We start from the raw sequence: 12140 nt of genomic DNA on the forward strand, positions 1-12140 counted from the left end.
CCTTCCCGTACGGCGTCGGCGTGGTGACGAACGGTGAGGCGGCGGGGCCGGAATGCTGGGGGCGTGGAAGAGCGGCAGCGGTACGACGTGTGGTCGGCCGGAGCGGCCTACGACCGGTACATGGGGCGCTGGAGCCGTCGTGTCGCCGAGCGGTTCGTCGACCGGCTCGGCGTCACCGAGGGGCTGCGGTGGCTGGACGTGGGCTGCGGCACGGGCCTCGTGACGGCCGTGGTGGCCGCCCGCTGCCGGCCCCGCACGGTGGTGGGGGTCGACCGTTCGGAGGCGTTCGTCGCCGAGGCGCGGGCCTCCGCCTCCCCGCCCGCGTGCTTCGTCGTGGCCGACGCGATGGCGCTGCCCGTACGCGACGAGGCGTGCGACGTGACCGTCAGCGGCCTGGCCCTGAACTTCCTGCCCTCGCCCGTCGAGGCGTGCGCGCGGATGGCACGGGCGACCCGGCCGGGCGGCCTGGTCGCCGCCTACGTGTGGGACTACGCCGAGGGCATGGGCCTCCTGCGGAGTTTCTGGGACGCCGCCGTCGAGACGGACCCGGACGCGGCCGCGCTGGACGAGGGGCGCCGGTTCCCCGTCTGCCGCCCGGAGGCGCTGCGGGCGGTCTGGGCGGCGGCGGGACTCGTCGACGTGTCCGTCGTCCCGATCGAAGTCCCCACGGTCTTCGCCGACTTCGCCGACCTGTGGGATCCCTTCCTGGCGGGCCAGGGGCCCGCCCCCGGTTACGTCGCCGCCCTCGCCCCGGCCGCCCGGACGCGGCTCCGCGACGCCCTGAGCGCGAGGCTTCCCAGGGAGCCGGACGGCTCCCTGGCGCTCACGGCCCGCTCCTGGGCGGTACGGGGCCGCAGACCCGGCCCGGGATGACCCGGGCCCGGCCGGCGGGTCAATACACCTAGGCCGCCTGGAGCGCGTCCACGACCACCATCCGCCGGACCCGGCGGGCCGGCAGGACCGAGGCCGCGACGCCCGTGAGGACCGTGGCCGCGAGGATGGCGAGGACCGTCAGGGCCGTGCTGCCCGAGGAGGCGAGGGCCTCCAGGGGCGAGACGTGGCCCGCCAGGACGGCGCGGGCCGCCAGCGTCCCGTAGACCAGGCCGAGGAGCGTCCCGGCGAGCGCCCCGGAGAGCGCGAGCAGTACCGACTCCAGGGTCAGCATCCGGCGTAGCTGCTCGCCCGCGAGGCCGATCGCGCGGAGCATCCCGAACTCGCGGGTGCGCTCCTCCACCGCCAGCATCAGGGTGGCGGCGACGCCGAGCGCGGCGATCGCGATCGAGAAGCCGAGCAGGACGGTGACCACGAGCATCATCCGGTCCAGCGTCGAGCGGATCAGGTCGGCGTCGGCACCGGTGTCCGCGATCCGGATCTCCGGGTGCGCGGCGAGCGCCCGGTCCACCGCCGCGCGGGCCGCGTCGTGGCCGGTGTCGCCGGCGGGGTCGAGGAGCACGGTGGAGACGGCGGCGGCGCCCGGCGCCAGCCGGTCGAGGGTGGCGCCGGTGACGTACACCGTGGCGTCCGGGGACAGGGAGGAGGGCAGTGCGGCCGCGCCGGGCACGGTCGTGAGCCGGGTGCCGGCGACGGTCAGCGAGGACCGCCCGGTGAGGGCGATCGCCTCGCCGTCCCGGAGCGCGCGGGCCGCGCCGACGCCCTCGGCGGCCGGGTTGAGTCCGGCCGGGTCGGCGGCGGCGACGACCTTCCTCCGGCCGTCGACGGTGAGGGTCGCGGTACGGACCGGGGTGACGGTCAGGCCGGGTTCGGCGCGCAGCGCGGCGATCGCGTCGGCGGGCACCCGGCCGGCGTCCGTGTCGAGGGCGAAGACGGCCGGCATGCGGTCCGCGAGCATGCTGTCCAGGCCGCCCTTCGCCGCCCCGATCGCGGTCACGGCGGACACGGCGACGGTCACGCCGACGAGCATCGCGGACGAAGCGGCCGCGGTACGGCGGGCGTTGGCCCGCAGCTGTTGCACGGACAGCCTGCCGACCGTCCCGAACGGGCGGCGCAGCGCGAGCCCGAGGAACCCGACGAGCGGCGGCAACAGATGCCGGGCGTACCGCAGTACGGCGAAGAACGTGAGGATCGCGCCGAGCGTCACGGCGAGCAGGGAGAGCGCCGAACCGCCGAACGCCCCGAGGCCGAGCAGCCCCGCACCGGCGACGAGCATCAGCACCGACACCGCCTCGCGGACGGCCCGGCTGCCCGGCTCCGGGAGGTTCGCCGCCCCGCTCGCGGCGAGCGCGGCGACCGGCGGCACCGCCGCCGCGGCCCGTGCCGGCTTGCGGACGGCCCACAGGGTGAGCAGGACGCCGAAGACTCCGGCGAGCCCGAAGGTCCAGGGGCCCGGCACGAGGGAGACCTCGATCGGCCCGAGGTCGGCGAACCCGTCCAGCGCGACCGTGCCGAGCGCGCAGGTCGCCGCGCCCGCCGCGAGCCCGGCGGCCGAGGCGAGCGCGCCGAGCAGGAGGCCCTGGCGGCGGATGATCCGGAGGAGCTGGTCGCGGTCGGTGCCGACGCAGCGCAACAGGGCGAGCTGGCGGGCGCGTTGGGAGAGGACGACGGAGAAGGTGTTGGTGACGACCATGCGGGCCACGGCCATCGCGATGAGGACGAAGGACAGCGCGGCGGTCATGACGATCGCGTACATGGTCCTGCCGCCCTGAGCGGCGTTGTCGACGGCGCCGGCGTGTGTGTACGCGGCCGCCTTTCCGCCCAGGGCCGCCCCGGCCGCCTTCGCCACCGCGAGCGCGTCGGCGCCCGGCGCGACGGAGAGGTCGAGGTGGGTGGCCCGTACCCCCGTGGCGTACGTCCTCACCTGCGCGTACGGAACGCCGATCGCGGGCTGCGAGCCGAGCGTCTGCGACCCGGAGGTGTCGAGCAGCCCGGTGAGCCGCACCTCCGTCGCGGCGCCGTCGGCCTTCGTCAGCCGCACGGTCCCGCCGGGCTCCGCGCCCACGCGCCCCGCGCTCTCCCGGTCGAGGACGACCTCGCCGGGGCCCTCGGGCCAGCGTCCGGCGGCGAGCCGCTGCCAGCGCAGAGCGGGGTCGGCGGCGATCGAGGTGACCAGGGCCCGGTCGTCGAGGGGACGCCCGGAAGGGGCGATCACGTTGGCGTGGCCCGCCAGGCGCTCCGCCACCGACGTCACCCCCGGCACCCGGGCGGCGCGCGCCGCCGCGTCGGCGGGCAGCTCGCCGCCGACCTGGACCGCGGCGTCGCCGACGTCGACGGCGGCGGACTGCTCGTACGACTGGACGAGCGCGCCCGCGCCGCCGACGGAGAGCACGAGGAACGCCACGCCGACGGCGACGGCCGAACCGGTCAGCACGAGGCGGCGCAGCTGGGCGCGGAAGTCCTTGAGGGTGAAGGCGAACAGCGATGGCGACATGACGTCCACGCTAGGAGGGGGAACGGCCCCGTCACGGCCCCACGAAGCAGGATCCGAACTCATCCCGAAGGGCTCACGCCCGCCCCCGCCCGTACCTCTCGGGTATGACCCCGGACATCGGAGGGGCGTGCGGCGACGACGAGGGCCCAGAAACTAAAGCAAGCACGCTTGATTGTTTCTGGTCCCGCTGGCATGCTCCTCCGCGAAGGCCCGTGACCGCCCGTCCCCCGAGGGGAGCGCACCGTGTCCGACCCCGTCGTCGTCCTCGACGACCTGCGCGACGAGAGCGATGAACTCGACCGTCTCGTCGGAGAGTTGAGCGGGGACCGGTGGGCCGCGCCCACCCCCGCGCAAGGCTGGACGATCGCCCACCAGATCGCCCACCTCGCCTGGACCGACCACGCCGCCCTCCTCGCCGTCACCGACCCCGACGCCTTCGCCGCCGAGACCGAGAAGGCCCTCGGCGCCCCCGACCGCTTCGTCGACGAGGGCGCCGAGGAGGGCGCGAAGCTGCCGCCCGCCGAGCTCCTCGCCCGCTGGCGCACCGGCCGCGAGCGGCTCCAGGAGGCCCTGCGCGCGGTCCCGCCCGGGGCCCGGTTCCCCTGGTACGGGCCGCCGATGAGCGCCTCCGCCATGGCCACCGCCCGGCTGATGGAGACCTGGGCGCACGGCCAGGACGTCGCCGATGCCCTCGGCGCGGTCCGGACGCCCACGGCCCGTCTCCGGCACGTCGCCTGGATCGGCCACCGCGCCCGCGACTACGCCTACCTCGTACGGGGCGTCCCGGCGCCCGCCGAGCCGTTCCGGGTCGAACTCGTGGCGCCGGACGGCGCGTTGTGGACGTACGGCCCCGAGGGTGCCGCCCAGCGCGTCACCGGCCCCGCCCTCGACTTCTGCCTCCTCGTCACCCAGCGCGTCCACCGCGACGACACCGCCCTGGTCGCCGAGGGCGAGGACGCCGAGCGCTGGCTCGGCATCGCCCAGGCCTTCGCCGGCCCGGCGGGCAACGGCCGCGCCCCGCACGGCACCCCCGCCGCCGAGGGGGACGCATGAAGGACATCCTCCGCATCGGCAACGCCTCCGGCTTCTACGGCGACCGCTTCGACGCCGTCCGGGACATGCTGACGGGCGGTGAACTCGACGTCCTCACCGGCGACTACCTCGCCGAACTCACCATGCTCATCCTCGGCCGCGACCAGCTCAAGGACCCGTCCGCCGGCTACGCGAAGACCTTCCTGCGCCAGATGGAGGAGGGCCTCGGCCTCGCCCACGAGCGCGGGGTCCGGATCGTCGCCAACGCGGGCGGTCTCAACCCGGCCGGCCTCGCCGACGCCCTGCGCGCCCTCGCCGCGAAGCTCGGCCTGCCCACCCGGATCGCCCACGTCGAGGGCGACCGGCTGCCCGCCCGCGACGGCGCCCTCGCCGCCAACGCCTACCTCGGCGGCGCCGGCATCGCCGCCTGCCTCGCCGCCGGCGCCGACGTCGTCGTCACCGGCCGCGTCACCGACGCGGCCCTCGTCACCGGGCCCGCGCAATGGCACTTCGGCTGGGGCCCGGAGGCGTACGACGAGCTGGCGGGCGCGGTCGTCGCCGGCCACGTCCTGGAGTGCGGCACCCAGGCCACCGGCGGCAACTACGCCTTCTTCCGGGGCCACGACGTGCGCCGCCCCGGCTTCCCGGTCGCCGAACTCCACGCCGACGGCAGCGCCGTCGTCACCAAGCACCCCGGCACCGGCGGCCTCGTCGACACCGGCACGGTCACCGCCCAGCTCCTCTACGAGACGGCCGGCGCCCGCTACCCCGGCCCCGACGTGACGGCCCGGCTCGACACCGTCCGCCTCACCCAGGAGGGCCCCGACCGGGTCCGGATCTCGGGCGTACGGGGAGAGGCCCCGCCCCCGACGCTCAAGGTCGGGCTCAGCCGGCTCGGCGGCTTCCGCAACGAGGTCGTCTTCGTCCTCACCGGCCTCGACGTCGAGGCCAAGGCGGAGCTCCTCCAGGAGCAGATCGCCGACGCCCTGGCCGAGAACCCGCCCGCCGAACTCCGGTGGGAGCTGGCCCGCACCGACCGCCCCGACGCCCCCACCGAGGAGACCGCGAGCGCCCTGCTCCGCCTCGTCGTCCGCGACCGGGACCCCGAGAAGGTCGGCCGGACCGTCACGGGGGCCGCCGTCGAACTGGCCCTCGCCAGCTACCCCGGCTTCCACGTCACCGCCCCGCCCGGCAAGGGCGCCCCCTACGGGGTCTTCGAGACCGCGTACGTGCCGGCCGCCGACGTCCCGCACACGGCCGTGCTCCCCGACGGGACCCGCCGGGAGGTCCCCGTACCCCTGAAGACGCGCGACCTGGAACCCGTACCCGACCCGGACCTTCCGCCGCCCCTCCCCGAGGGGCCCGTCCGGAGGGCGCCCCTCGGCCGGATCGCCGGGGCCCGCAGCGGCGACAAGGGCGGCGACGCCAACGTCGGGGTGTGGGTGCGGACGGACGAGGAGTGGCGCTGGATCGCCCACGCCCTCACCGTGGAGAGGTTCAGGCGACTCCTCCCGGAGACCGCCGGCCTGGCCGTCACCCGGCACCTCCTCCCCCACCTCCGCGCCCTCAACTTCACCGTCGCCGGGATCCTCGGCGAGGGCGTCGCCTCGCAGGCCCGCTTCGACCCCCAGGCCAAGGCCCTCGGCGAGTGGCTCCGCTCCCGCCACCTCGACGTTCCGGAGGAACTGCTGTGACCGTCCTCGCCTCCGCCCTCGACACCGGCGGACCGGAGTACGCGGCCCACCGCGCCGCCATGCTCGACAAGCTCGCCGCCCTCGACGCCGAGCACGCCAAGGCCCTCGCCGGGGGCGGCGAGAAGTACACCGCCCGCCACAGGAAGCGCGGCAAGCTCCTCGCCCGTGAGCGGATCGAGCTGCTCGTCGACCCCGACAGCCCCTTCCTGGAGCTGTCGCCGCTCGCCGCCTGGGGCAGCGACCACACCGTCGGCGCCTCGCTCGTCACCGGCATCGGGGTCGTCGAGGGCGTGGAGTGCCTGATCACCGCCAACGACCCGACTGTGCGCGGCGGCGCCTCCAACCCGTGGACGCTGAAGAAGGCGCTGCGGGCCAACGAGATCGCGTACGCCAACCGGCTGCCCGTCGTCTCGCTCGTCGAGTCCGGCGGCGCCGACCTGCCCTCCCAGAAGGAGATCTTCATCCCGGGAGGGGCGCTCTTCCGCGACCTCACCCGCCTCTCCGCCGCCGGCATCCCGACCGTCGCCGTCGTCTTCGGGAACTCGACGGCGGGCGGCGCGTACGTCCCCGGCATGTCCGACCACGCCGTGATGATCAGGGAGCGGTCGAAGGTGTTCCTCGGCGGGCCGCCGCTGGTGAAGATGGCGACGGGCGAGGAGAGCGACGACGAGTCGCTCGGCGGGGCCGAGATGCACGCGCGCACGAGCGGTCTCGCCGACCACTACGCCGTCGACGAGGCCGACGCGATCCGCCAGGCCCGCCGGATCGTCGCCCGCCTCAACCACCGCAAGGCCCACGAGGACCCCGGGCCGGCCGAACCCCCGAAGTACGACCCGGAGGAGCTCCTCGGGATCGTCCCCGGCGACCTCAAGACGCCGTTCGACCCGCGCGAGGTGATCGCCCGGATCGTCGACGGCTCGGACTTCGACGAGTTCAAGCCGCTGTACGGGGCCTCGCTGGCCACCGGCTGGGCACGGCTGCACGGCTACCCGGTGGGCATCCTCGCCAACGCGCAGGGCGTCCTCTTCTCCGCCGAGTCGCAGAAGGCCGCGCAGTTCATCCAGCTCGCCAACCAGCGCGACATCCCGCTCGTCTTCCTCCACAACACCACCGGCTACATGGTCGGCAAGGAGTACGAGCAGGGCGGCATCATCAAGCACGGCGCCATGATGATCAACGCGGTGTCGAACTCGAAGGTCCCGCACCTCTCCGTCCTCATGGGGGCCTCGTACGGCGCCGGGCACTACGGCATGTGCGGCCGGGCCTACGACCCGCGCTTCCTCTTCGCCTGGCCGAGCGCGAAGTCCGCCGTCATGGGCCCGCAGCAGCTCGCCGGCGTCCTGTCGATCGTGGCGCGGGCCTCCGCCGCCGCGAAGGGACAGCCGTACGACGACGAGGCCGACGCCGGGCTGCGCGCCCTCGTCGAGGCGCAGATCGAGTCCGAGTCGCTGCCGATGTTCCTCTCCGGGCGGCTCTACGACGACGGGGTCATCGACCCCCGCGACACCCGCACGGTCCTCGGGCTGTGCCTCTCCGCGATCCACACGGCACCGGTCGAGGGCGCGCGCGGCGGCTTCGGCGTCTTCCGAATGTGAGGCATCAGGTGATCAGTACCGTCCTTGTGGCGAACCGGGGCGAGATCGCCTGCCGGGTCTTCCGCACCTGTCGTGACCTGGGCATCTCCACCGTCGCCGTGTACTCCGACGCGGACGCCGACGCCCTGCACGTCCGGGAGGCCGACGCGGCGGTACGACTGCCGGGGGCCGCGCCCTCGGAGACGTACCTGCGCGGCGACCTCGTCGTCGCGGCGGCGCTCGCGGCGGGCGCCGACGCCGTCCACCCCGGCTACGGCTTCCTCTCCGAGAACGCCGACTTCGCGCGGGCGGTCACCGACGCGGGCCTGGTGTGGATCGGGCCGCCGCCCGAGGCGATCGAGGCGATGGCGTCGAAGACCCGCGCGAAGGAGCTCCTGGGGATCGCGCCCCTGGGCGAGGTGACGGAGGCCGACCTGCCCGTCCTGGTGAAGGCGGCGGCGGGCGGCGGCGGCCGGGGGATGCGGATCGTACGCGAACTGGCCGCGCTGGAAGGAGAGTTGCGGGCGGCGTCGGCGGAGGCGGCGAGCGCCTTCGGGGACGGCGAGGTGTTCGTCGAGCCGTACGTGGAGAACGGCCGGCACGTCGAGGTGCAACTCCTCTGCGACGCCCACGGCACGGTCTGGGCGCTCGGCACCCGCGACTGCTCCCTCCAGCGCCGCCACCAGAAGGTCGTCGAGGAGGCCCCGGCGCCCGGCCTGCCCGCCGCCCTGGAGGCCTCCCTCCTCGACACGGCCGTCCGGGCCGCCAAGGCCGTCGGCTACGTCGGCGCGGGCACCGTCGAGTTCCTGGTCGCCGACGGCCCCCGAGCTCTCGGCTCCGCCCGAGCAGGGGGGACCCCCAAGGCGCACTTCCTGGAGATGAACACCCGCCTCCAGGTCGAGCACCCGGTCACCGAGGAGGTGTACGGCGTCGACCTCGTCGCCCTCCAGCTCGCCGTCGCCGAGGGCCGCGCCCTGCCCGCCGAGCCGCCGTCCCCGCGCGGCCACGCCGTCGAGGCCCGGCTCTACGCCGAGGACCCGGCGCGCGGCTGGGCCCCGCAGACCGGCGTCCTGCACCGCTTCGAGGTCCCCGGGGCCGTGCCCCGCACCGAGGTCCCCGGCGGCGCGCGCGACGGCACCGGACCCGCTTCCGGCGGCGTGCGCGTCGACACCGGCTACGTCTCCGGGGACACGATCGGCGTCCACTACGACCCGATGCTCGCCAAGGTGATCGTCCACGCCCCGACCCGGGAGCAGGCGCTCCGGAAGCTCGCCCACGCCCTGGAACGGGCCCGGATCCACGGTCCCGTCACCAACCGGGACCTGCTCGTCGCCTCCCTCCGCCACCCGGAGTACGCCGATCCCGCCGCCCTCGACACCGGCTTCTACGAGCGGAACCTCGACGCCCTGACCGCGCCTCCGCCGGGCGAGGAGCACGCGGCCGTGGCCGCCGCCCTGGCCTCGGCGGCCTCCCGCGAGGGCCGCTTCGGCGGCGGCTGGCGCAACGTCCGCTCGCAGGAGGAGACGAGGACGTACGGCGACCACGAGGTCCGCTACCGGCCGACCCGGACCGGCGGCTACGAGGTGGTGTCCCCGGAGGGCGTACGGGTGCTGTCGGCGGCCCCGGACTCCGTACGGCTCGAAGTGGCGGGCGTGGCGAGGACCTTCGAGGTCACGGCCTACGGGGACACCGTCCACGCCGGCCGCCACCGCCTCACCGCCCGCCCCCGCTTCACCGACCCGGCCGACCTGCGGGAACCCGGCTCCCTGCTCGCCCCCATGCCCGGCACCGTCGTCCGGGTCGCGGACGGCCTCGCCGTCGGCGACCGGGTCGCCGCCGGGCAGCCCCTGCTCTGGCTGGAGGCCATGAAGATGGAGCACCGCGTCTCCGCCCCCGCCTCCGGCACGCTCACCGCGCTCCACGCCGTCCCCGGCCGCCAGGTCGAGGTCGGTGCCCTGCTCGCCGTCGTACAGACCGATGCACAGGAGGAAGACCCCGTATGAGCACCGACATCGAGCCGCAGGAACACACCGCGCTCCGGGCCGCCGTCTCCGCCCTGGGCCACCGCCACGGCCCCGGCTTCGACCGCGCCGAGCTCTGGGCCGAGGCGGGCAAGCTCGGCTACCTGGGCGTGAACCTGCCCGAGGAGTACGGCGGCGGGGGCGGCGGCATGGCCGAGCTGTCCATCGTCCTGGAGGAGGCGGGCGCCGCCGGGGCCCCGATGCTGATGATGGTCGTGTCGCCCGCGATCTGCGGCACGGTCATCTCCCGCTTCGGCACCGACGAGCAGAAGCGGACCTGGCTGCCCGGCCTCGCGGACGGGTCGAGGACGATGGCCTTCGGCATCACCGAGCCCGACGCGGGCTCCAACTCGCACCGCATCACGACGACGGCGACCCGCACGGAGGAGGGCTGGGTCCTGAACGGCCGCAAGGTCTTCGTCTCGGGCGTCGACATCGCCGACGCCACCCTGATCGTGGGCCGCACCTCCGACGCCCGCACGGGGAACCTGAAGCCCTGCCTGTTCGTCGTCCCGCGCGACGCGCCCGGCTTCGGGCGCCGCCACATCGAGATGGAACTCGACGCGGACGAGAAGCAGTTCGAGCTGACCCTGGACGACGTCCACCTCCCCTTCGAGGCGCTCGTCGGAGACGAGGACGCGGGCCTTCTCCAGCTCTTCGCGGGCCTCAACCCCGAGCGGATCATGACGGCGGCGTTCGCGATCGGCATGGGCCGGTACGCCCTCGCGCAGGCGGTGAGGTACGCGAAGGAGCGCCAGGTCTGGAAGGCCCCGATCGGCGCCCACCAGGCCGTCGCCCACCCGCTCGCCCAGGCGCACATCGAGCTGGAACTGGCCCGGCTGATGATGCAGAAGGCGGCGCGGCTGTACGACGCGGGCGACGACATGGGGGCGGGGGAGGCCGCGAACATGGCGAAGTACGCGGCGGCCGAGGCCTGCGTGAAGGCCGTGGACACGTCCGTCCACACCCTCGGCGGCAACGGCCTCACCAAGGAGTTCGGCCTGGCCCGCCTGATCACGGCCGCCCGCGTGGCGCGGATCGCCCCGGTCAGCCGGGAGATGATCCTGAACTACGTCTCCCACCAGACGCTGGGGCTGCCCAAGTCGTACTGAGGTCTCCCCGGCCGTCCCGGGTGGTACCGGGGTACGACCCGGGGGTTGGCTCCGGGGCGTGACGACGGGGCCGCCGAGGGGCCGCGAGGGTACGGGCATCCGCCGAACGACCCGAGGAGCCCGTCGATGTCCCCCTCGATGCCCCTGATCCGCAGGACCCTCCACACCGCCGCACGCGCGTTCCTGGCGCTGCCGGTCGGCCTCGCGGCGGTCGCGCTGACCCTGACCGGACAGCCGGGCCGGGCCGCCCGCCTGCGGGCCCGGCTCACCGGCGGCGCCGGCTGGACCGGTGGCCGGGTGCTGGGCAGGGCCGTGCTCGGGCTGCCGCTGGACGCGGCGGCCTTCGTCCTGATCGGCTACGCCCTGTTCAACTCGGTCCGGAACTTCGGCTACCCGATCTGGTACCTGGACACCGACTACCACCAGGCGTGGGGCGGCCCGACGATGGCCGGCGTCTGGGCGGTGCACGGCCTCGGCTGGCTGCTCTGCCTGGCGGTGCTCCTCCACTGGCCGGTCCGCTGGCTCGCCACCGGCCAGCGGGCCCTGGACCGGCGCCTGACGCACCAACTCGTCTGATTCCCCCTCCGGTTGTGAAGGACGCGTGTACGATCCCTGCATTTCGCTCACGTCCGAGCGCCATGAGCCACGGGAGAGACGCGCGTGTACCAGAACACCCACCCGTACCAGCCCCCGCCGCCGTGGACGCCGCCCCGCCGCTGGTGGCAGCATCCCGCCCTGGTCGTCACCCTGCTGGTGGTCTTCCCGCCGGCCGGCATAGCCCTGACCTGGCTGAGCCGCTGGAACGGCCGGACCAAGACCGTGGCCACGGTCCTGTCGGCCCTGTGGTTCGTCATCGCCCTCGCCGTCGACGACCCGAAGCGGAACGGCACGGACGCTCCGAGGCCCGCCGCGACGGTGACGGCCCCCGCGACCCCGACGCCCACCACGCAGAGCCCCGCCCCGACCACCGAGGCGCCCACCCCGTCGGCGACGCCCACCACCGTCGCGCCCACCCCGGAGCCGACCACCGCGGAGCCGACCACCGCCCCGCCCCGCACCTCCGCGCCGAAGCCCGCCCGCACCCGCACCCCGGCGCCGGCCCCCACCACCGAGGAGCCGGAGCCCGTACGGACCACGGAGGAGGCCCCCTCCGACGTCCACTACGCCAACTGCTCCGAGGTCCGCGCCGCCGGCGCCGCCCCCATCCACCGGGGAGAGCCCGGCTACGACAGCCACCTCGACCGCGACGGCGACGGCGTGGCCTGCGAACGCTGACCCACCGGCCATAAACCATGCAAGCACGCTTGATTGTTTTTCGGGGT

General features: G+C 75.1%; 9 protein-coding genes. 8 read left to right on the forward strand and 1 reads right to left on the reverse strand.

Features of this window, described 5'->3' with window-relative positions:
* Window positions 1-63 precede the first annotated feature (63 nt).
* Window positions 64-873: a class I SAM-dependent methyltransferase gene (locus ACIGW4_RS24910; protein WP_399582907.1), complete on the forward strand. Its 810-nt coding sequence runs from the start codon at window positions 64-66 to the stop codon at window positions 871-873.
* Window positions 874-901: 28 nt separating this feature from the next.
* Here ACIGW4_RS24910 and ACIGW4_RS24915 read toward each other — a convergent pair whose 3' ends face one another.
* A complete protein-coding gene (locus ACIGW4_RS24915) occupies window positions 902-3385 on the reverse strand; it encodes an FtsX-like permease family protein (RefSeq protein ID WP_399582909.1) in 2484 nt (827 codons plus the stop codon).
* Window positions 3386-3628: 243 nt separating this feature from the next.
* Between ACIGW4_RS24915 and ACIGW4_RS24920 the strand changes: the two genes are divergently transcribed.
* From ACIGW4_RS24920 to ACIGW4_RS24950, 7 genes are all read left to right on the forward strand, one after another.
* On the forward strand, window positions 3629-4438 hold the full coding sequence (locus tag ACIGW4_RS24920) for a TIGR03084 family metal-binding protein (protein WP_399582910.1): 810 nt from the start codon (window positions 3629-3631) through the stop codon (window positions 4436-4438).
* Entirely contained in the window at window positions 4435-6111 is a 1677-nt protein-coding gene (locus ACIGW4_RS24925; protein WP_399582911.1) for an acyclic terpene utilization AtuA family protein, read from the forward strand. Before ACIGW4_RS24920 ends, ACIGW4_RS24925 begins: the two co-directional genes overlap by 4 nt.
* Entirely contained in the window at window positions 6108-7706 is a 1599-nt protein-coding gene (locus tag ACIGW4_RS24930) for an acyl-CoA carboxylase subunit beta (protein ID WP_123454374.1), read from the forward strand. Before ACIGW4_RS24925 ends, ACIGW4_RS24930 begins: the two co-directional genes overlap by 4 nt.
* An 8-nt stretch (window positions 7707-7714) precedes the next feature.
* Window positions 7715-9688 (forward strand): acetyl/propionyl/methylcrotonyl-CoA carboxylase subunit alpha, encoded by a 1974-nt coding sequence (locus ACIGW4_RS24935; RefSeq protein WP_399582912.1) that lies wholly within the window; start codon window positions 7715-7717, stop codon window positions 9686-9688.
* Window positions 9685-10818 (forward strand): acyl-CoA dehydrogenase family protein, encoded by a 1134-nt coding sequence (locus tag ACIGW4_RS24940; RefSeq protein WP_123454377.1) that lies wholly within the window; start codon window positions 9685-9687, stop codon window positions 10816-10818. Before ACIGW4_RS24935 ends, ACIGW4_RS24940 begins: the two co-directional genes overlap by 4 nt.
* 126 nt (window positions 10819-10944) lie before the next feature.
* Window positions 10945-11394 carry a hypothetical protein gene (locus ACIGW4_RS24945; RefSeq protein ID WP_399582913.1) on the forward strand — a complete coding sequence of 150 codons (450 nt, stop codon included), beginning with the start codon at window positions 10945-10947 and terminating at the stop codon, window positions 11392-11394.
* Between the two features lie 84 nt (window positions 11395-11478).
* On the forward strand, window positions 11479-12093 hold the full coding sequence (locus ACIGW4_RS24950; RefSeq protein WP_399582915.1) for an excalibur calcium-binding domain-containing protein: 615 nt from the start codon (window positions 11479-11481) through the stop codon (window positions 12091-12093).
* Window positions 12094-12140 lie beyond the last annotated feature (47 nt).

The organism is Streptomyces sp. NPDC053513, from assembly GCF_044544765.1.
In the GTDB taxonomy this organism is placed as follows: domain Bacteria; phylum Actinomycetota; class Actinomycetes; order Streptomycetales; family Streptomycetaceae; genus Streptomyces; species Streptomyces litmocidini.